Annotated in this window: 13 protein-coding genes and 6 tRNA genes; 7 read left to right on the top strand and 12 right to left on the bottom strand. The window is 60.4% G+C overall.

Features of this window, described 5'->3' with window-relative positions; genetic code table 11:
• The first annotated feature begins 116 nt into the window (after window positions 1–116).
• A complete protein-coding gene (locus ACWHXT_RS05335) occupies window positions 117–1,745 on the top strand; it encodes a methyl-accepting chemotaxis protein (RefSeq protein WP_447957521.1) in 1,629 nt (542 codons plus the stop codon).
• Between the two features lie 188 nt (window positions 1,746–1,933).
• Here ACWHXT_RS05335 and ACWHXT_RS05330 read toward each other — a convergent pair.
• The 6 genes from ACWHXT_RS05330 to ACWHXT_RS05305 all read right to left on the bottom strand — a co-directional run bounded on the left by ACWHXT_RS05330 (window position 1,934) and on the right by ACWHXT_RS05305 (window position 2,558).
• Window positions 1,934–2,008 (bottom strand) — tRNA-Gly (locus ACWHXT_RS05330).
• Window positions 2,009–2,033: 25 nt separating this feature from the next.
• Window positions 2,034–2,109, bottom strand: a tRNA-Glu gene (locus ACWHXT_RS05325).
• A 21-nt stretch (window positions 2,110–2,130) separates the two neighbouring features.
• A tRNA-Gly gene (locus tag ACWHXT_RS05320) sits at window positions 2,131–2,205 on the bottom strand.
• Between the two features lie 23 nt (window positions 2,206–2,228).
• A tRNA-Glu gene (locus tag ACWHXT_RS05315) sits at window positions 2,229–2,304 on the bottom strand.
• Window positions 2,305–2,385: 81 nt separating this feature from the next.
• Window positions 2,386–2,460: transfer RNA gene (locus ACWHXT_RS05310), tRNA-Gly, on the bottom strand.
• A gap of 22 nt (window positions 2,461–2,482) precedes the next feature.
• Window positions 2,483–2,558 (bottom strand) — tRNA-Glu (locus tag ACWHXT_RS05305).
• Window positions 2,559–2,973: 415 nt separating this feature from the next.
• Here ACWHXT_RS05305 and msrB point away from each other — a divergent pair.
• From msrB to htpX, 4 genes are all read left to right on the top strand, one after another.
• Window positions 2,974–3,372, top strand: coding sequence for a peptide-methionine (R)-S-oxide reductase MsrB (gene msrB, locus ACWHXT_RS05300; protein ID WP_447928472.1), 399 nt, complete (start codon window positions 2,974–2,976; stop codon window positions 3,370–3,372).
• Between the two features lie 97 nt (window positions 3,373–3,469).
• Window positions 3,470–4,462 (top strand): ribosome biogenesis GTPase YlqF, encoded by a 993-nt coding sequence (gene ylqF, locus ACWHXT_RS05295; RefSeq protein ID WP_447957520.1) that lies wholly within the window; start codon window positions 3,470–3,472, stop codon window positions 4,460–4,462.
• A gap of 31 nt (window positions 4,463–4,493) precedes the next feature.
• Complete coding sequence (locus tag ACWHXT_RS05290) at window positions 4,494–5,756, top strand: pyridoxal phosphate-dependent aminotransferase (protein WP_447957519.1); 1,263 nt, start codon at window positions 4,494–4,496, stop codon at window positions 5,754–5,756.
• A 120-nt stretch (window positions 5,757–5,876) separates the two neighbouring features.
• Entirely contained in the window at window positions 5,877–6,779 is a 903-nt protein-coding gene (gene htpX / locus ACWHXT_RS05285) for a protease HtpX (RefSeq protein WP_447528187.1), read from the top strand.
• A gap of 5 nt (window positions 6,780–6,784) precedes the next feature.
• On the opposite strand, the gene ACWHXT_RS05280 is transcribed toward htpX, so the two are convergent.
• The 3 genes from ACWHXT_RS05280 to pdxB all read right to left on the bottom strand — a co-directional run bounded on the left by ACWHXT_RS05280 (window position 6,785) and on the right by pdxB (window position 10,072).
• A complete protein-coding gene (locus tag ACWHXT_RS05280) occupies window positions 6,785–7,732 on the bottom strand; it encodes a diguanylate cyclase (protein ID WP_447957518.1) in 948 nt (315 codons plus the stop codon).
• The gene (locus tag ACWHXT_RS05275) at window positions 7,725–8,816 is read right to left on the bottom strand and encodes a cobalamin-independent methionine synthase II family protein (RefSeq protein WP_447957517.1); all 1,092 of its coding nucleotides are present in this window, start codon (window positions 8,814–8,816) and stop codon (window positions 7,725–7,727) included. Before ACWHXT_RS05275 ends, ACWHXT_RS05280 begins: the two co-directional genes overlap by 8 nt.
• Window positions 8,817–8,926: 110 nt before the next feature.
• A complete protein-coding gene (gene pdxB / locus ACWHXT_RS05270) occupies window positions 8,927–10,072 on the bottom strand; it encodes a 4-phosphoerythronate dehydrogenase PdxB (protein ID WP_447957516.1) in 1,146 nt (381 codons plus the stop codon).
• A 66-nt stretch (window positions 10,073–10,138) separates the two neighbouring features.
• Here pdxB and ACWHXT_RS05265 point away from each other — a divergent pair, with 66 nt between their 5' ends.
• Complete coding sequence (locus tag ACWHXT_RS05265; protein WP_447528183.1) at window positions 10,139–10,420, top strand: hypothetical protein; 282 nt, start codon at window positions 10,139–10,141, stop codon at window positions 10,418–10,420.
• Here the strand turns inward: ACWHXT_RS05265 and rlmKL are convergent.
• Window positions 10,417–12,687, bottom strand: coding sequence for a bifunctional 23S rRNA (guanine(2069)-N(7))-methyltransferase RlmK/23S rRNA (guanine(2445)-N(2))-methyltransferase RlmL (gene rlmKL, locus ACWHXT_RS05260; RefSeq protein WP_447957515.1), 2,271 nt, complete (start codon window positions 12,685–12,687; stop codon window positions 10,417–10,419). The two genes, ACWHXT_RS05265 and rlmKL, sit on opposite strands and share 4 nt — an antisense overlap.
• A 354-nt stretch (window positions 12,688–13,041) precedes the next feature.
• Between rlmKL and rmf the strand changes: the two genes are divergently transcribed.
• Window positions 13,042–13,251 carry a ribosome modulation factor gene (gene rmf, locus ACWHXT_RS05255; RefSeq protein ID WP_447528181.1) on the top strand — a complete coding sequence of 70 codons (210 nt, stop codon included), beginning with the start codon at window positions 13,042–13,044 and terminating at the stop codon, window positions 13,249–13,251.
• 74 nt (window positions 13,252–13,325) lie between these two features.
• Here the strand turns inward: rmf and ACWHXT_RS05250 are convergent, their stop codons facing one another.
• Together ACWHXT_RS05250 and ACWHXT_RS05245 are read right to left on the bottom strand one after the other, a co-directional pair.
• Complete coding sequence (locus ACWHXT_RS05250; protein ID WP_447957514.1) at window positions 13,326–14,357, bottom strand: quinone-dependent dihydroorotate dehydrogenase; 1,032 nt, start codon at window positions 14,355–14,357, stop codon at window positions 13,326–13,328.
• A 166-nt stretch (window positions 14,358–14,523) separates the two neighbouring features.
• Window positions 14,524–19,350 carry an NAD-glutamate dehydrogenase gene (locus tag ACWHXT_RS05245; RefSeq protein WP_447957513.1) on the bottom strand — a complete coding sequence of 1,609 codons (4,827 nt, stop codon included), beginning with the start codon at window positions 19,348–19,350 and terminating at the stop codon, window positions 14,524–14,526.
• Window positions 19,351–19,379 lie beyond the last annotated feature (29 nt).

Genomic DNA, 19,379 nt, shown 5'->3' with positions numbered 1-19,379 from the left:
ATAACCCACAAACTTATAAGCAAGTCGAACTAATACTTTAGTATTATGCCTATACCCAAGCGTTATAAAGATTAGCGCGCAAGGGAATAAGCAACCATAAACGAGAAAGCCACATAATGAGCACCATGACTGCCCAGCCTCCTGTTACCACCCAAGACTCAACGACCCACCGGAGCCCTCACGATACCCAACGCGGCCTGGCCGCCATTTCGCTGCGTCGGCAGCGGTTGATCGGCATAGGCGTACTATGGCTGATACTCGCCATCATGATTACGGTCAACGCCTTACAAAGCCGAGCGCTGCTTTATCACGAGCGTGAAGAGCGCATGGTCACCGCAGTGGATATCGCCATGTCGACCCTGGAACACTTCGACGAAATGGCCCAGCAGGGGTTGATGACCCAGGAAGAGGCTAAAACCCTGGCCTTTGAAAACATCCGCGATGTGCGCTTTGGTGATGATGACAACTATCTGTTCGTGCTGTCCGGGGATTTGCACATGATGGCGCATCCCAAGCGCCCAAGGGGCCAGGACCTTTCTCAGGTCACCGATGCGCAAGGCACGCTGCTTTTTCAAGCGATTCTGGACAATACCCGCGGCACCGGCAGCGGCTTTACCGACTACTACTCCAACTTCGCCCGCGGCAGTGATACCACGCCCCTGGTGCACACCTACGCCGAAGCCTACACCCCCTGGGACGTTTACGTAGCCAGCGGCGTTTTCATGGGTGACATTAGCCAGACCATCATGGCGCAGCTGCTCAAGACCATTCTGGTCGGTCTGGTGGCCGGCGCGCTGGTCACGATTGCTTTCTGGGCCATGATCTCACTGATTCTACGCCGCCTGGGCGGCGAGCCGGACTACGCGGCCAACGTGGTCTCGCGTATCGCCCAGGGCGATTTGACCGCCCGGGTCGAGCTGAACGCCAATGACACCAGCAGCCTGCTGCACGATATTCAGCAAATGCGCGACAAGCTTCACACCACCATGCAAGAAATCCATGCCACCAGCGCCGCGGTGGATAGCAATTCCGGTAATATCGCGGACAGCAATCAGGAACTCTCCTCGCGCACCGACCAGCAGGCCGCGGCCATTCAGCAAACCTCCGCCAGCATGGAAGAAGTCACTGCCACCGTGCGTTTGAATGCCGATAACGTAGAGCAGGCCAAGGAGCTGGTACGAAGCGCTGGCGAAACCTCCCAGGCCGGACAAGAAGCCGTGGGTGACGCCGAGACCTCCATGCAGGCCATCATTAGCGAGGCGGCCAAAATTTCTGATATCGTCACGCTGATCGATAGCATCGCGTTCCAGACCAACATTTTGGCGCTTAACGCCTCGGTAGAAGCAGCGCGGGCCGGCGAGCATGGCCGCGGTTTTGCGGTCGTCGCCAGCGAAGTGCGCCAGCTAGCCAACCGCTCAGCCGATGCAGCCAGCGAGATCAAGACATTGATCACTACGTCCAACGCTCAGGTCGACCACGGCGCCTCGAAGGTGACGACCGCCCGGGAGCGCATGGAGCATATCGACCAGCAGATTCAGCGCATCAACGGCCTGTTTGCAGATATTACCGCGGCCACTCACGAACAGACCCAAGGCATCGAGCAGATCAACGTGGCCATCGCCCAGCTTGACCAGTCCACCCAGGACAATGCCTACATGGTTCAGCAAACGGCAACCTCCGCACAGGATCTAAAACAGCGCTCCCAGTCGCTCAACGGCGTCGTCAACTTCTTCCATCTGGGCTAATTCAGCCCCCGCCAAGCGTTAGCGAAGCTACCCGCGTCCGGGCCGGTCAACGGCCCGGACGCGGCGCACAGGGTAAAGAGGTAGCCGGGTACGATTGTATAAACCGCGCGCACAGCAAAACGCCGCCGATGGGCGGTAGATAAAATCTTTGGATTAAAACGACGTAGAAGGGATCGAAGGATCTAAATTGGAGCGGGAAAAGAGATTCGAACTCTCGACCCTCGCCTTGGCAAGGCGATGCTCTACCACTGAGCTATTCCCGCTTAATACTGGCAAGTTGCAGCGAAATGGCGTCCCATAGGGGGTTCGAACCCCTGTTACCGCCGTGAAAGGGCGGTGTCCTGGACCACTAGACGAATGGGACACATCAACGTCGTGAGACGTTTGGAGCGGGAAAAGAGATTCGAACTCTCGACCCTCGCCTTGGCAAGGCGATGCTCTACCACTGAGCTATTCCCGCTTCACATATTTTCGCAATCGAAGTGGCGTCCCATAGGGGGTTCGAACCCCTGTTACCGCCGTGAAAGGGCGGTGTCCTGGACCACTAGACGAATGGGACACGTCTTGGAGCGGGAAAAGAGATTCGACCGGGCTGGCGTTCCAGCTCTCGACCGGCACTTGCTTGACCACACTACCAAATTGGAGCGGGAAAAGAGATTCGAACTCTCGACCCTCGCCTTGGCAAGGCGATGCTCTACCACTGAGCTATTCCCGCACTCCGATACCTGACGATGAAGTGGCGTCCCATAGGGGGTTCGAACCCCTGTTACCGCCGTGAAAGGGCGGTGTCCTGGACCACTAGACGAATGGGACGTTTCATTGCCTCGTCGAGGTGGCGCGTATATTACTCAGAGGAGGTTTTCATGTCAAGCCACTCATCCTCAATTTGACCTTTTCCTTTTCAGCACAGCGCTTTGGGCTCCGAACAGTCGTGCAACCAGTCGGGGAAAAGTCGGTATCGAGCGCACTTGGCAAGAAGCAACCTCCGCCTTTACTTCTTACTCTACTCTTGCGCTTTCTCTACACGCTTCTTTACCCAACACAAATCGGCTACTTCAAACAACGACGCGTGCTGTGCTCGCCCCCTCTGTTTGGGTAAGCGCCGCTTATAGCCTAAACTGAACCTCATACCGCCGTTGGTGGTCTGATATAAGCCGTCGATCCATTCCTATTGGTCGACGGGCAAGAATTTTTCACAGCTGTACGTCATACATAAAGGGAGGCGCCCATGGCCAAAATCGATAAATCGCCGGAGCAGTGGCGCAGCGAGCTAAGCGCCGAGCAGTACCGGGTGGCGCGGGAGAAAGGCACAGAGCGCCCGTTCACCGGTGACTACCAGGTCAGCGACGAACAAGGCATCTATCACTGCACCTGCTGCCATGCGCCGCTTTTCGAAAACGAGCACAAGTTCGATGCGGGTTGCGGCTGGCCAAGCTTCGACCGCCCGCTGGGTAGTCACAGCGTAGAAGAGCACAGCGACACGAGTCACGGCATGACCCGCACCGAGGTCGTCTGCTCCCACTGTGACGCCCACCTGGGTCACGTCTTTCCGGATGGCCCGCCGGAGTCCACGGGGCTTCGTTACTGCATCAACTCGGTATCGCTTGAGTTTCATCCCAACGAGTAAGCGCGCCTGAGCTTCCCGGCACGCCCCGACGGGCTGGCATTCTGATAGAATGGCAGCCCGTTTTTTTGCCTCACGTTTGAGCTCGTAGGAGATACCCATGCTCGGCTGGTTTCCCGGACACATGAACAAGGCCCGCCGCCAGATAAAGGAAGCGCTGCCGGAAATTGACGTGGTCATCGAGGTTCTCGATGCGCGTCTGCCCTACTCCAGCGCCAACCCGATGCTGGCCGAGCTAACACGCCACAAGCCGGTGCTGAAGATTCTCACCCGAGCGGACCTGGCCGACCCCGCGCGCACCCAGGAGTGGGTCGACTACTTCGATGCCCAGGCAGATACCCGGGCGCTGGCGGTGACCACCACGCAAGGCCGCGAGCTCAAGCAGATCCCCGCGCTTTGCCATACCCTGGCCGGCGCCGTACGCGCCGACCGCGACGTGCGCGTGATGGTGATGGGCATTCCCAACGTCGGGAAATCCACGTTGATCAACGGCCTGGCCGGGCGCAAGATCGCCAAGACCGGCAACGAGCCCGCGGTGACCAAGCGCCAGCAGAAGGTGCGTATCGACGGACGCGTAGCGCTGATCGACACCCCCGGGGTGCTGTGGCCCAAGATCGAAGACCAGGCAAGCGCCTACCGCTTGGCCGCCAGCGGCGCGATCCGCGATACCGCCATCGAGTATACCGATGTCGGTATCGTCGCCAGCGCCGAGCTTGCCAAGCGCTACCCCGAGGCGCTCACCGCACGCTACAAGCTCAAGGACCTGCCCGTTTTCGAGGCGCCGGAAAAACCCCAGGACGTGGACGCCGACGGCCCGGCGCGGCCGGACTTTCTCGCCCTGGCAGGCTTTGACGGCCACGCGATTTTAAAAGAAATTGCCGCCAAACGCGGCGGGCTGCGCGCCGGTGGTGTGGTCGATCTGCACCGCGGTGCCGAGGTGCTGCTACACGAGCTGCGCGACGGCAAGCTTGGCCGTATTACGCTGGAAACGCCAGACGACATTCCCGCCACGCCTTTGCACGATGACGCCGAGATTGACGCAGACAGCGAAAGCCCCTCAGCGCATAATGGCGAACGACCTATTGACCGCTAACCCTACTGATCAAGGTAGTTTGGGACACTTCATGGATACGCCGCAGCCTGTAGAATCGCAGCCCTCAGAGCCCCAGCCGCTCAAGAAATCCCACAAATTGTATAATGTCTGCTACGACATCCGCGGGCCCGTTCTCGACCACGCCAAGCGCCTGGAAGACGAAGGGCAACGGATTTTGAAGCTCAATATCGGCAACCCCGCCCCCTTTGGGTTCGAAGCGCCGGAAGAGATTTTGCAAGACGTGATGCGCAACCTGCCCACGGCGCAAGGCTACTGCGATTCCAAGGGGCTCTATTCGGCGCGCAAGGCGATCATGCAGGAGTGTCAGCGCAAAAACATTCCGGGCGTGGGGATCGAGGACATCTACATCGGCAACGGCGTTTCCGAGCTGATCGTGATGTGCATGCAAGCGCTTTTAAACGATGGCGACGAAGTCCTGATCCCCGCGCCGGACTACCCGCTTTGGACCGCCTCGGCCCACCTTTCCGGCGGCCACGGCGTTCATTACCGCTGCGATGAGCAGGCCGACTGGACGCCGGACATCGCCGATATTCGCGCCAAGGTCACCAGCCGTACCCGGGCGATCGTACTGATCAACCCCAACAACCCGACCGGCGCGGTCTATCCTCCGGAAGTCGTCAAGGAAGTCTTGAAAGTCGCCCAGGAGCATCACCTGGTGGTTTTCTCGGATGAAATCTACGACAAGATTCTGTATGACGGCGTCGAGCATACGGCGACCGGGGCGTTGGCCGACGACGACCAGCTCGTGATCACCATGAACGGGCTTTCCAAAAGCTACCGCTGCGCCGGGTTTCGCTCGGGCTGGATGACCATTTCCGGAACGCTTGCCAAGCAGCGCGCCCGGGATTTCATTCAGGGGCTGACCATGCTCGCCTCGATGCGTCTGTGCGCCAACGTACCGGCCCAGCACGCCATTCAAACCGCGCTGGGCGGCTACCAGTCGATCAACGACCTGGTACTGCCCGGCGGGCGGCTGCTGGCCCAGCGCGATATTACCGTCGAGAAGCTCAGCGCGATCCCAGGCGTCTCCTGCGTGACGCCCAAGGGCGCGCTCTATGCCTTTCCCCGCCTCGACCCGGCGATTTTCAACATCAAGGATGACCAGCAGCTGGTCCTGGATTTGCTACTTCAGGAGAAAATTTTGCTGGTCCAGGGCAGCGCCTTCAATGCGCCGGATACCGATCACGTGCGTATCGTCACCCTGCCCTGGGCGGACCAGCTCGGCGACGCTCTGGACCGTTTCGCCAACTTTTTATCCCGCTACCGCCAGTAAGGCCATGAAACTGCCGGGCAGCAAACGACTCTAACAGCACGGTTTTAGGCATCGCCTGAAACCGTATCGAAAAACCGTTTTAAAGACTTGATTCGACAAGCCTAAAGGGAGAGAACGACGATGATGCGTATCATGCTGTTTCTGGCCACCAACCTGGCGGTGGTGCTGGTTGCAAGCTTTACGCTGCGCCTGTTTGGCGTGGAAGGCTACTTACGTGGCCAGGGGATCAACTTTACAAGCCTCTTGCTGTTTTGTTTCATCATCGGCATGGCGGGTTCGCTGATCTCGCTTTTGATGTCGAAGTGGCTAGCCAAACGCTCGACCGGCACCGTATTGATCGAATCGCCTTCTAATTCGACCGAGCAGTGGCTGGTGGACACCGTCGCCGAGCTTTCCCGCGAAGCGGGCATCAAAACCCCGGAAGTGGGCATTTTTCCCGCCCAGCAGTCCAACGCCTTCGCCACCGGCTGGAAAAAAGACGATGCGCTGGTCGCCGTTTCGGCGGGGCTTTTGAACCGTATGCGTCCGGACGAGGTACGTGCGGTACTAGCCCACGAAATCGGCCACGTGGCTAACGGTGACATGGTGACGCTTGCGCTGATTCAGGGCGTGGTCAACACCTTCGTGATGTTCTTTGCTCGCGCCGTGGCGCACCTGCTCGATGGCTTTTTGAAAAGCCGCGGTAGCGAAGGCGGCCTCGGCTTTATTGGCTACTTCGCGGTGGTCATGGTGGCAGAAGTCGTATTTGGTCTGATCGCCTCGGCGATCGTTGCCTGGTTTTCGCGCTTTCGCGAATACCGTGCCGATGAAGCCGGGGCGCGACTGGCCGGCGCCAGCGCGATGGTCAACGCGCTAACGCGCCTGAAAGCCGAAACCGAAATGCCCGACCAGATGCCGGACACCATGCGCGCCATGGCCATTACCAAGGGCCAGACCCGTTCGATGATGGAGAAACTCTTCGCCAGCCACCCGCCTCTGGACGAACGCATTCGCGCGCTCAAAGAAGCCGCCTACCGTCAGTAGCGCGGTCAAACGAAGGGGGTGTAAAGCGCTGAGCGTGCACATCCCCGGCCGGCGGCCTTGGCATCGTAAAGCAGTTGGTCGGCGGCTCTTATCAGTAAAGACGCTTCGCCTCCCTCCATGTGCCGCGCAGTGGCCACGCCCAGGCTGATGGTCACGATCGGCGCTACCTCCGAGCCTATATGAGGAAGGGCCATCGCTCGAATGGCCTTCTCGAGTTCTATTGCCTTGCGCGTAGCATCGGCCAGGTCGGTGGCCGGCAAAAGACAGGTAAACTCCTCGCCCCCGTAGCGCGAGACCAAATCTCTGGGGCGATTCAAATGCGCTTTTATGGTCGAAGCGATGGTTTTGAGACACTCGTCGCCGGAGGGATGACCGTAAATGTCGTTATAGCGCTTGAAGAAATCGATATCGATAAAGAATACCGACAACGGCAGTTCATCCTTTTGACAACGCTGCCACTCGATATTGAGCAGTTCATCGAAATAGCGCCGGTTGGCAACGAGCGTCAACCCGTCCTGAAGCGCAAGCTCCAGCAGCCGGTGGTTCTCCTGTTCACGCCGCTTGAGTACGGCGGCGGAAATCTGCAATACCGTCGACCTCAAAAGCTCCGTGCTTTCGTCTTCCATGGCCGGGTGTAGCGGTGGCGTGATCCGATTGCATTGGGCGATACGAAAAACGTGGCCGTTAGCCCCCGGGTGCTGGGTGACCCGTATCGATCGGCGGCTATTGATATATTCAAACGCCGGGGGCGCCTCCCCGTCCAGACTCCAGGACAGGTCCAGCGCCCGCTCGGGAAGCAGGCAGGCGGCACTAATGGCGCGCGCGTTGACCCCGTGGTCAAGCAGAGTAGCGGCATCGGCAAACTCTTCCGTAAATCCCGAGTTCCAATCGACCAGCCCGCCCCGGTCATCGAAAACCGCGACGCTTTGATTAAAAGCCCCGGGTTTACTCATGCAGTTCGCCGCGCTGCAGTCCTAGCCGCCTGGCTGCCAGCGCCGTTCCCTCCACGCGCGCGCGAATCTTGGCAAAGGCGGTTTCCCGCGGTGTCGAGACATCGTCGCAAAACGGGGAAAAACCGCAGTCGTCGGTGGTACCCAGCTGCGCCAGGGGGATGAAACGGGCCGCTTGCAGCACGCGCTCGCACACCTCTTCAGCGGTTTCGATGCGCGGGTCGTTGACATCGATCACCCCGATAAAGGCGCGCTGCCAGGGCTTCAAATAGCGCGCGATGATTTTCAAGCCGCGTTCCGGGTCTTTTTCCGAGGCCATCGCGATATAGAAGTTACCGACCTTGAGTTCGAAAAGGCTCGGCAAAAGCTCGGCGTAATCCACGTCAGCGCTGTGGGTGGCGTCGTGATCGGCCCCGGGGCAGGTATGCACGCCAAGGCACTGGCGCTCTTCATCGCTAAGGCGCGCCAGCACCCGGTTATTGAGCTCGATAAAACTATTGAGCACGCTGCCGCTGGGATCGAGCTTGAGCGACAACCGCCCTTCGGTAAAATCGATCTGTACCTTTTGGGCACCCGCGGCGAAGCAGCCGCGTATCTCCTTTTCCTGCTCATCGATCAGGTCGTCGAGGAATGCTTCGCGGCTGTAGCCCTCGATCCCATCGGCAGGATAGAAAAGACTCAACGCCGATACCGAAATAATCGCCTGCTTCATGGGCAGCTCGGTATGGGGCCTGGCCATCGCCAGGGAATCGGCGGCGGAGAAGGTGTAGCGAAACGGGCCACGGGTCAAACGCGGCAAGCGGCGGACATGGCCATCGCTAAAGGGAATCTCGAGGCCATCGGAGGCAAAATTATCGCCCCCTTCCACGGAATAAGTCGCAAAGCTATGGGTCTTGCGCTGCTCGCCGTCGGTAATCATGGGCGAGCCCGTGGCCTCGAGCTCGCGCATCGTTTGTTGAACGGCTTCGTCGTATAGGGCATCCATGTCCGCTGCGCCGATTTCGCCGGCATCGAAGCGGTGCTGGGCCTGAATCAACTTATCCAAACGCGGTATGCTGCCAATGGGTTCTGTCGGTAACGTCGTCATTGATTGTCCACCACCTGGTTGTACTCAGTTTAATTTTTAGTCGATTTCAAGTACGTTGCCCAGTCGGTTGGCAGGCTTTTGCCCGTTTGATGTTTTAACGTTACAGCGCATCATACCGGGAGTACGTTGAAACCTGCCCCGCGCAGCATGCCCTCGAGCGCTAACGCCTCGCCGGATAGCCTCACTTGCAGCGTGGCAAATTCGCGGCGTAGCGGATAGTTCGCCCGGCAGGCGTCGAACCCTTTTGCCACACCCTCCTTTCGTATCGCGTAGGCCAGCGCCTCATGATCGCGGCGAACATCGTATACGGCCCGTATACACAACCGTAGCGCATCTTCTGCGGATAGCGCACCTTGCAGCGTTATCGCCGCCAAAGCCGGTGGCGGGCAGATCTCACTGAACGCCGGGCCCTCGGCGCTCTTGAGATACTGCGAAAGCGCCCGCTCGATCATCCAGGTGCCGCGCAGCTTCCCATCCAGACTATGCCCGGCAATGTGCGGCGTTGCCAGCGACACCTGCGCGCAAAGGTCCGTGTCGATGGCGGGTTCGTTCTCCCAGACGTCGAGCACCGCGGTCATATCGCCACGCTCGACAAGCCGTTTGGCGAGCGCTTTACCGTCCAGGCAGTCGCCCCGGCCGGCGTTGATCAGCACCGTACCCGGGTTGAGCGCGCCGAGTCGTTCGCCACCCAGCAGGTGATGGGTGGCGTGCTCGCCCTGGCGGACAAGCGGCGTGTGCAGGCAGATCACATCGCTTTGCTCGATCAGCGTATCGAGATCCACGAAACCACCGCCGCCCTCCTGCTTTGCCCGCGGTGGGTCGCACACTAGCGGCGCAAGCCCCAGCGCTTTCAGGCGCTCGACCAGTCGCCCGCCTACGTTGCCCGCCCCCACTACGCCTACGCGGCGCTCTAAAAACGGCCAGCCTTCGCGCTCGGCCAGGGTCACCAGGCTGCTCAATACGTAGTCCACTACCGCCTCGGCGTTGCAGCCCGGGGCGCTCGAAAAGCCGATGCTGCGCTTGCGCAAATAATCGAGATCGATATGGTCCACGCCGATGGTGCAACTGCCCACAAAGCAAAGCGGGCTATCCTGGAGGAGCGCTGCGTCGACCCGGGTGATCGAGCGCACGATCAGCGCATCCGCATCGGCCAGGTCCTGGGATGTAATATCGCGACCGGGCCGGCGTGTAATCGTGCCCAAATGGCCAAAGCAGGCCTCGGCAGCGGGAATGTTGGCGTCAATGACAAGTTTCATAGGCGTTTGCGCGTCCGGCCTTTACAATATGCGGGAAAAAAGCGTTGTGGTTCAAAGGAGAGTGTTGTGATCGTACGCTGGGAAACCGACCATGACTATGTCCTGGTGCATATTCATCAGGACATGTTCGGCGACTGGATTTTTAGCCGCGCCTGGGGGCAGATCGGCACCCAGTTTGGCGGGTTGAAGCATCAGTTGGCCGACACCCGCGAACAGGCGCAGATGTGGCTCGATGACGAGGCCACCATTCAGGCCTCGCGGGGGTTCGATAAAGTGCTGGAGGCCGCCGACGATACGCCGGAGGCCCAGGATGCCATGCGCCAGCTTTCGCTACTGGATGCGCTTTAAGCCTTGTGGCTAAGCGTGAACACGTGGTGAAGGTTCGTACGCCGGGCAAAATCCGGGTCGAAGGTTTTGCTGGTGATCTCTTCCACCTGGTAGCGCTCGCTGACCGCCTCATCGAGCTTGAAGCGGCGCTGATTGTTGGAAAATACTAATGTGCCGCCGGGCGCCAGCCGCGCCATGGCAAGCTCGATCAACCGCGGATGGTCGCGCTGAATATCCAAAGTGTCGCGCATCTTCTTCGAGTTGGAGAAGGTCGGCGGATCCATAAAAATCAGATCGAAGCGGGTATCCGCGCTTTCCAGCCAACGAAAACAGTCTTCGCGCACCACCTTGTGGCGGCGCAGGTCGAGATCGTTCAATACGAAGTTGTCTTTCGCCCACTCGAGATAGGTGTTGGACATATCCACGCTAACGCTGTCGCTGGCGCCGCCGAGCGCAGCCTGCACCGTCGCCGTAGCGGTATAGCAGAACAGATTCAAAAAGCGTTTACCCGAGGCCATTTCACCGAGCATCCGCCTTACCGGGCGGTGGTCGAGGAAAAGCCCGGTATCCAGGTAGTCGCGCAGGTTCACCCATAGCCGGGCACTGCCCTCTCGAACCTCGAAACGCTCGTTGCTGGCATCGCGCTTTTGGTACTGAGCGCTGCCGCTTTGGCGCTCGCGGCGCTTGATATAGATATCGGACGGGCGAACACCCAGCGCTTCGGGCAGCACCTCCAGCGCATCGAAAAGCCGCTTCTGGGCCTGGGCGGCGTTGACCGTTTTCGGTGCGGCGTACTCCTGCACGTGCACTTTGCCAGCGTAGCGGTCCACCGCTAGCGCGAACTCCGGCATATCGGCGTCGTACACGCGATAGCAGGTTTCACCGCTTTGCTTGAGCCACTTCTTCAAACGCTTTTGGTTCTTGGCCAGCCGGTTGGCAAACATCCGGGCGTTTTCGGAAACGTGCCTTTCGGTTGCGGCTTCAGTGGCCTTGTTGGACGCGTCCTCAGGAGCACGGCCCTCGCTCGCCCTGCTCTCTTCGCTACCCTGCGGGCCGGGCTCGCTCTCGCTTCCCGATTGAGCGCTGCGCGGGGGTGCTTTGCCTTCGCCAATGGCCATCAGCAGCAGCTTGGCATCCAGCGCGCCGTTTTTCAGCGCGTACTGCTTGTGGGCGCGAAGCCCCAGCCGGTGACCAAGATCCGGATTACCGGTAAACAGCGCAAGCGTCCAGCCCGGGAACAGCGCCTTGGCTTTATCGCCAAGCGTGGCGTAAAGGCCTACCAGCTCGGGTAGCTCGCCAAGCCGCTCGCCGTAAGGCGGGTTGGTGATGAGTAGCCCGCTTTGACCCGTTAACGCTTCGGGGCGGCTCAATTTATTCAAACTCTGCCCGTCGAGCTCGATCAGTGCGGGCACGCCGGCGCGCATGGCGTTGGCCCGGGCCGCGGAGAGCGCCGCCGGGCTCTGGTCGAAGCCGTAAAGCGTCGTTTTGCAGCGCTTACGCCCAATCGAGGCACGCGCCTCGGCTTCGCGCTTGAGCTCCTGCCAAATAGCCGCGTCGTGGCCCGCCCAGCCCTGAAACCCGAAGCGCTGACGGTGAAGGTTCGGCGCCTGGTCGGCCGCCATTAGCGCAGCCTCGATCAAAAGTGTCCCCGAGCCACAAAGCGGGTCGACCAGTGCTTCGCCCTGTTTGGCGCGCTCGGGCCAGCCTGCGCGCACCAAAAGCGCGGCGGCCAGGTTTTCCTTGAGCGGCGCGTGGCCGACCTCCTTGCGGTAGCCCCGGCGGTGCAGGCTGTCGCCGGAAAGATCGATACCCAGCGTCAAATTCGCCCGGTGCAGGTGGGCGTAAAGACGCAAATCCGGCGCTTTGGTGTCCACGTTGGGGCGCGCAAGCCCGGCCAGCGCCAGCGAATCCACCACCGCGTCCTTGACCGTTTGCGCCCCAAACCGGGTGTGGCGAATCTGCTCGCTGCGCCCGTGAAAATCGACCGCCAGGGTTTTACCCGACGCGATATGCGACGGCCAGCTCACGGCAAGCGCCCCGTCGTACAGCTCGGCGGCGCTTTCCACCAGCGGTGTGCGGCCAAGGATCAAAACGATCCGATTGGCAAGCCGGGACCAGAGGCAGGCGCGGTAGGCGCAGGCCAGGTCGGCGCTGAAATAGACGCCAGCGACCGTGGCCTTGCAGGCACCCCCTCCCAGGGCTGCGAGCTCCTCCATGAGCAGGCTTTCGATGCCCTTGGGGCAGGTCGCTAAAAAATCCAACGGGGCGTTTTGGCTGGGCTCGGTCATAAGTCTGGCCGCGCGTAACCGCGCGAAATTCCTATATATGGCAAATGTATTTACATTAAATGACAATTTTGGGTCGACAGCGGCCCCAATCATGGGCTAACAATAAGACAGTAGCTACTGAAAACGCATGCGTAATCTGTCAGGGTTTATAGCCGGGCAAATTATTGCCTCAAAGGTTTCACTTTAAACCCATGGCTTGTCGGGATTGAATGGCCGCCGTTTCGCACGTGAGTGCCAAGCGCTTGGCAGCTGATCAAACTCGCTCTTGAAGTAAGCTCCGAAACGGCAGCCGGCCACTTTTCTCACTCCGGCATACCGTTTCATACCCAAGGCTTTCATAAAAGAGGTCAGCCAATGAAACGACAAAAACGTGATCGCTTCCAGCGGGCGTATGTTCATGGTTACAAAGCGGGGGTTTCGGGTCGCTCCCGGGACGATTGCCCCAGTCAAGAGGTCAATTTACGCGAGTACTGGATGAGCGGTTGGCGTGAAGGTCGCGGCGACCAGTGGGACGGCATGACCGGCGTTTCCGGTATCCACAAAAACCCCATGGTCACCACCTGACGATTCCCCCTTCAAAAGCTAATTGAACCGATCGAGCCCGCTCATTTTTAAGCGGGCTTTTTCATGCCTTGCGCTTACTCACAAGCGCCGCTCTCCCCTTCGGCGATTGCCTTGGCACAGCGGCGTACCAGGCCCGGGCCTTCGTAGATGAGCCCGGAATAGAGCTGTACCAGGTCCGCCCCGGCGGCAAGCTTTTCTCTGGCCTTTTTCGGGCTATCGATACCGCCGACCCCGATGATCGGCAGCGACGGCAGATGCTCCCGGAATGTGCGAATGACGGCGTTGGAGGGCTCGAACACCGGACGGCCGGATAGCCCGCCGGCCTCTGCGGCGTGGGCGTGGCCTTCGACCGCCGCGCGCTCCACGGTGGTGTTGGTGGCAATCACGCCGTCAAAACCATTGTCCGTGATACTTTGCGCCACCAGGGCGATTTCATCGCTGCTCATATCCGGGGCGATCTTGATCAAAAGCGGCACCTTGCGCCCGGCCTCCAAATCCAGCACGTTGCAGCGTTCGCGAATGGGTCCGAGCAGCGCATCGAGCTGGGCACCGAACTGTAGCGTACGAAGCCCCGGCGTATTGGGCGATGAAACGTTCACGGTGACGTAGTCCGCCACGCCGTGCACCGCGTCCAAGCAGACGAGATAGTCCTCCAGCGCCCCATCCACCGAGGTGGTGAGATTCTTGCCGATGTTGACCCCCACCAGCCCCGCATAGCGGCGCTTTTTGACCTGCTCGACCAGGTGAACCACCCCTTTGTTGTTGAAACCGAAGCGATTGATGAGCGCGCCGTGCTTGGGCAGGCGAAAAAGCCGCGGCTTGTCGTTGCCCGGCTGGGGCCTGGGGGTGACCGTGCCGACTTCGACAAAACCAAACCCAAGTGCGCCCAGCGCATCCAGATGGTCGGCGTTTTTATCGAGCCCGGCGGCCAGCCCTACCCGGTTGGCAAAGCGCAGGCCCATCAGCTCGACCGGGTCACTTACCGTGCTGCCGTACAATTTTTCCACTCCGCCGGCCTTGTGGAGCGCATCCAATGCGCGAAGCGTGAGGCCGTGGGCCTTTTCAGGGTCCAGGCGGAACAGCAGCGAACGGGTAAGCTGATACATCAAGGGCTCCAGGCGGGTGTGGGCGGTAAGCATCAAGGGCGGGCGGCGATTATAACGTAAAGCGCCAGCGGGCGCAGGGTCGTGCCCCGGCGCTTTTACAAGAGCTCACACAGCACAAAAAAACGCGCCCCGCTGAGCGGGGCGCGTTCGAGCTTGAAAGCCTTTTCTAGCCTTCGCTGCCGCTTTCGGCCAGATCCACCAACTCGCGAACGGCGACGGCGAAGAGCGCAAAGCCGCCCTCGGTGCCGCCGTGCACCTCCTCGACCAGGCTGCGCCAACGGCTGTGCAGGTCCTTGTGCTGCTCGAGCCACTGGTCGACCAGCTCCTGGGTATCGCGACTACCGGCGTCCATTTTCAGCACGCTGATGGTCAGCGCCAGCTGCTGACGGTCGATGTCGTCGCGGAAGGTTTCCCGCGCCTGGGCCTGCCAGGCATCGCGCACCTCGAGCTGGGTGACCTGACGCGTCATCCAGGGAAGCTCCAGGCGGCTGCCGATCTCATAGAAGACCTCGGCCACGCGCTGGGGTTTTTCGTTGGTGGTACGCGCGGCATAGATGATGCCGAGCCCGGCGTAGAGGCTCGGCGCGCCGGCAACGGTGGAGGCCAGCGTTTCGGGTACGCCCTCTTCCTGCAGCTGATCGCGGCGCTGTTGCCACTCCTCTTGCTCATCGCCGCTTAAAAGCTCGCCAATCCCTTCCTGAAGCTGGGTCAAGCGCGGGGCGAAGTACTCGATGGTGTCCTGGGTGGAAAGGCCCAAGTGCAGGCGCACGAACCAGCGGGTGGCACGGCGGATCAGACGCATCAAATCGAGCATCATGGCGTACTGCACGCGGTTGGGCACCTGGTTGTCCAGCGCCTCGATCTGCTCCCAAAGCGCCTTGAAGTTGAACGCGTCGCGAGCGATGACGTAGGCGCGGGCGATGTCCGCCCGGCCGGCGCCGGTGGAGTCGATCAGCCGGCGCATGAAGACGATGCCCATGTGATCGACCAGGTCGTTGGCCACCTGAGTGGCGACGATCTCACGCTTCAAGCGGTGCTCGTACATCTCGTCCTGGTAGCGCTCGACCAGTATGGAGGGGAACAGGTGCTCCAGGTAGCGGTGGACATAGGGGTCATCGGGGACGCTGGACTGCACCAGATCGCCCTTCAGCGTGCTTTTCGCGTAGGAGATCAGCACGGAGAGCTCGGGCAGGGTCATGCCTTCGTTGTTGCTTGCGCGCTCTTTGAGAATCTCGTCCGAGGGCAAGAACTCGAGTTCACGGTCGATCTGACCGGCGCTTTCGAGCTCGCTGATAAAGCGCCGATACGGGCCGGACCCCTGACGCGACAGCCGCTCGGACAGATCGATCGCCTGGGTTTGCCGGTAGTTATCCAGAATGACCAGCTCGCCCACTTCGTCGGTCATTTCCGCGAGCAGTTCGTTGCGCTGCTTGTCGGTCATGTCACCACGCTTGACGATCTCGTCGATCAATATCTTGATATTGACCTCGTGATCCGAGCAGTTCACGCCGCCGGCGTTATCGATGAAGTCGGTATAGACACGCACGCCTTTACGCGCGGCTTCCATCCGTCCGCGCTGGGTCAGGCCGAGGTTACCGCCCTCGCCGACCACGCGGCAGTTGAGCTCGTTGCCATTGATGCGCAGGCCATCGTTGGCCTTGTCACCGACATCGGCGTCCGTTTCGCTGGAGCCCTTCACGTAGGTGCCGATACCGCCGTTCCAGACCAGATCCACTTTCGCCTTGAGCATCGCGTTGATCAGATCCACAGGCGAGAGCTTCTCGGCCTCGATGCCGAAGACCTGGGCCATCTCCTCGGTAATCGTGATCGACTTCGCGCTGCGGCTGAAGACACCGCCCCCTTTGGAGATCAGTTCCTGGCTATAGTCTTCCCAGCTCGAGCGCGCCATGTCGAACATCCGCTTACGCTCGGCGAAGGCCGCCTCGGCGTCCGGGTTGGGGTCGACGAAGATATGCAGGTGATTGAACGCGCCGACCAGCTGGATCTTGTCGGAGAGCAGCATGCCGTTACCGAACACGTCGCCGGCCATATCGCCGATGCCGACCACGGTAAAGAGGTCTTTTTGGGTATCCAGATCCAGGTTCTTGAAGTGGCGTTTGACCGACTCCCAGGCGCCCTTGGCGGTAATCGCCATCTTCTTGTGGTCGTAGCCGTTCTCACCGCCGGAGGCGAAGGCATCGCCCAGCCAGTGGCCGTACTCCAGCGAAATAGCGTTGGCGATATCGGAAAACGACGCCGTGCCCTTGTCTGCCGCGACCACCATGTAGGTGTCGTCATCGTCGTGGCGCACCACGTTTTGCGGCGGCACGACGGTGGTGCCGTCGAGATTGTCGGTCACGTCCAAAAGCGCACGGATGAACGTCTGGTAACAGGCGATCCCCTCTTTTTGCTGGGTTTCGCGGTCAGCGTCTTCCGGCATGCGTTTGCACACGAAACCGCCCTTGGCGCCGACCGGTACGATGACCGAGTTCTTGACCTGCTGCGCCTTGACCAGGCCCAGTATTTCGGTGCGGTAATCCTCGAGACGCTCGGACCAGCGCAGCCCGCCCCGGGCGACCTTGCCGTTGCGCAGGTGCACGCCCTCGACCCGCGGCGAGCACATGAAAATCTCGTAGACCGGGCGCGGCTTGGGCATCCCGGTGACTTTAGTGGGCTCGAGCTTGTAGGCGATATAGTCCTTGAAGCCGCCCTCCGGGGTTTTCTGGTAGTAGTTGGTGCGCAGGGTCGCGTTGATCAGCTCCATCATGCGGCGCAGCAACTGGTCATCGCTGAGACTCGCCACGCCTTCGAGGTGCTCGATCAGCCGCGCTTCGCAATCCGCTGTATCGTGAGACTCGGCCTCGGGGTCGAAGCGCTGCTTGAAAAGCGCGACCAGGGTCTGGGTAATCTCGGGATAGCTTGCCAGGGTCGTCGCGATATAGGCCTGAGACATGCCGAAGCGAATCTGCTTGAGATAGCGGGCGTAGCCGCGCAGCATCGCCACTTCGCGCCAGTCCAGCCCCGCGCCGAGCACCAGTCGGTTAAAGGTGTCGTTGTCCGCTTCGCCCGCCCAGATACGCTGAAACGCTTCGCTGAAGACATCGCGCATTTGGCTCATGTCGACGCCGCTGCGGGTGTGCTCGAGCTCGAAGTCGTGAATCCAGTAGCGCTGTTTGGGGCCGTTGATGTCGTAGGGGCGCTCGCCCAGCACGCGAAGGCCGAGGTTTTCCATCATCGGCAGCACGTCGGACAGCGGTATCTGATCATCCCGATGGTAGAGCTTGAGGTTCATGCCGCCGGCCTGCTCTTCCATCGGCCGGTAAAGCGACAGCGAGAGCTTCCTGTCGCCTTCGAGCGCTAGCAGGTGCTGGATGTCGAACACCGCCGTGCGCGCGTTGAAATCCTCCCGGTAGCTTGCCGAGAAAGCCTGTTGGAACTCCCCCATCAAGCTATTGGTGCGCTCTTCGCCAAAGCCTTCGGTCATGGCTTCGAAGAGCTCGTCGCGCCAGCTGCGCGCCAAGCGGGCGACCTTTTTCTCCAGCCGCTTCAGGTCGTACTCGCTGGGCGCGTCGCCCTTGAAGCGCAGGATCAGCTGGATACGCGCCAGTACCGACTCCGAAAGGTAGGTATTGAAGTCGCCAAAGCGCGCGTCGAGCTCGTCGCAGAGCATGGTTTGAATGCGCTGGCGCAGGTCGGTGGAGAACACGTCCCGCGGTACGAACACCAAACACGAGTAAAACTTGCCACTCACGTCGGTGCGAATGAACAAACGCACCTGGCGACGCTCGCGAATATTCAGGATACCCAGCGCGGTTTCGGCCAGCGCCTCGGTACTGATCTGGAACAAATCATCCCGCGGGAAGACTTCCAGCACCTGCAAAAGCTGTTTGCCGTTGTGGCCCTGGGGATTGAAGCCCGCAATGTCCATCACCGCCTTGAGCTTACGGCGCAAAAGCGGAATGTTGCGTGGCGATTCGTTGTACACCGTAGCGGTGAACAAACCGAAAAAGCGCCGTTCGCCGATCACGTTACCGTCATCGTCGTAGCGGTCGACGGTAATGTAGTCCGGGTAGGTCGGCCGGTGAACGCGGCTGTGGTGCGCGCTCTTGGCAAACGACAGAAGCTGCGGCACCAACACAAAGCTGTGGCCGTCTTCGTCCACGCCCTCTTCGGTGCGAATGCGCTCGCGATAGCGCGCCTGGTTGAGGCGGAAAACCCCCAGCACGCTCTCGGGGTCGCGTTGGAGCTCGCCGTCGCGCAGGTGGTACTCGTCGTAGCCCAGGAAGGTGAAGTTGTCCTTCAACAGCCACTCCAGAAACGCGATTGCCTCTTCGTGGTCGTCCGGGTCGACCTGGGGCGGGCAGTTCTTCTCGAGCTCCTGGATCGCCGAGGTGATCTGGTTACACATGGGATCGAAATCATCAACGGCGGTGCGCACGTCGCGCAGCACGTTGTTGAGCTTCTCTTCCATGCTCGAAAGCGCCTGGCGGTCGGTGTGGCGGTCCACCTCGATGACGATCAGCGACTCCTTCGCTTCCGGCGCGTCGACCTCGCGGGGCGAGGTGAGCGTCTCGAGTTGATCGCTCGTGTCGCGGGCGACGGCGAACACCGCGTTTTGAATCGCGTGGACGGTCAAGCCCCGGCGGTTGAGCTCGATACGCACCGAATCGACGAGAAACGGCATGTCCTCGTGCAGCACCGCCACGAAGGTGTGGTTGGACTGCCAGCCGTGCTCTTCGAAATCCGGGTTGAAGATACGCACTTTCGGGCTATCCGGGTCGTGGTACTGCAAAAACTGCCAAATCGAAAGCGTGGCGCCGTAGAGGTCGTCCAGTCGGCGGTTAACGAAATCTTCCACCGGCACGGTCGCGTAAAAGTGCCGCGCGAAGGTTTCTACCTGGGCCGCCCGGTCGGGTTCCAAGCGCGCCTCCAGGCGCTCTTGCAACTGCTTTAAAAGATCTTGCCGACTCTCTTCACTCGCAACGTAGTGCATCCATCACCTCGATTGCTGGGCCCTTGGGC

The organism is Vreelandella halophytica (genome assembly GCF_968193635.1).
Note: the sequence above shows the minus strand (reverse complement) of the source record. Positions and strands in the feature narration are given on the sequence as shown.

What these genes read in the sequence shown, in the direction of transcription:
- ACWHXT_RS05335 (WP_447957521.1), top strand. Translation starts at nt 117, where the DNA reads ATGAGCACCATGACTGCCCAGCCTCCTGTTACCACCCAAGACTCAACG.
- msrB (WP_447928472.1), top strand. Translation starts at nt 2,974, where the DNA reads ATGGCCAAAATCGATAAATCGCCGGAGCAGTGGCGCAGCGAGCTAAGC.
- ylqF (WP_447957520.1), top strand. Translation starts at nt 3,470, where the DNA reads ATGCTCGGCTGGTTTCCCGGACACATGAACAAGGCCCGCCGCCAGATA.
- ACWHXT_RS05290 (WP_447957519.1), top strand. Translation starts at nt 4,494, where the DNA reads ATGGATACGCCGCAGCCTGTAGAATCGCAGCCCTCAGAGCCCCAGCCG.
- htpX (WP_447528187.1), top strand. Translation starts at nt 5,877, where the DNA reads ATGATGCGTATCATGCTGTTTCTGGCCACCAACCTGGCGGTGGTGCTG.
- ACWHXT_RS05280 (WP_447957518.1), bottom strand. Translation starts at nt 7,732, where the DNA reads ATGAGTAAACCCGGGGCTTTTAATCAAAGCGTCGCGGTTTTCGATGAC.
- ACWHXT_RS05275 (WP_447957517.1), bottom strand. Translation starts at nt 8,816, where the DNA reads ATGACGACGTTACCGACAGAACCCATTGGCAGCATACCGCGTTTGGAT.
- pdxB (WP_447957516.1), bottom strand. Translation starts at nt 10,072, where the DNA reads ATGAAACTTGTCATTGACGCCAACATTCCCGCTGCCGAGGCCTGCTTT.
- rlmKL (WP_447957515.1), bottom strand. Translation starts at nt 12,687, where the DNA reads ATGACCGAGCCCAGCCAAAACGCCCCGTTGGATTTTTTAGCGACCTGC.
- rmf (WP_447528181.1), top strand. Translation starts at nt 13,042, where the DNA reads ATGAAACGACAAAAACGTGATCGCTTCCAGCGGGCGTATGTTCATGGT.
- ACWHXT_RS05250 (WP_447957514.1), bottom strand. Translation starts at nt 14,357, where the DNA reads ATGTATCAGCTTACCCGTTCGCTGCTGTTCCGCCTGGACCCTGAAAAG.
- ACWHXT_RS05245 (WP_447957513.1), bottom strand. Translation starts at nt 19,350, where the DNA reads ATGCACTACGTTGCGAGTGAAGAGAGTCGGCAAGATCTTTTAAAGCAG.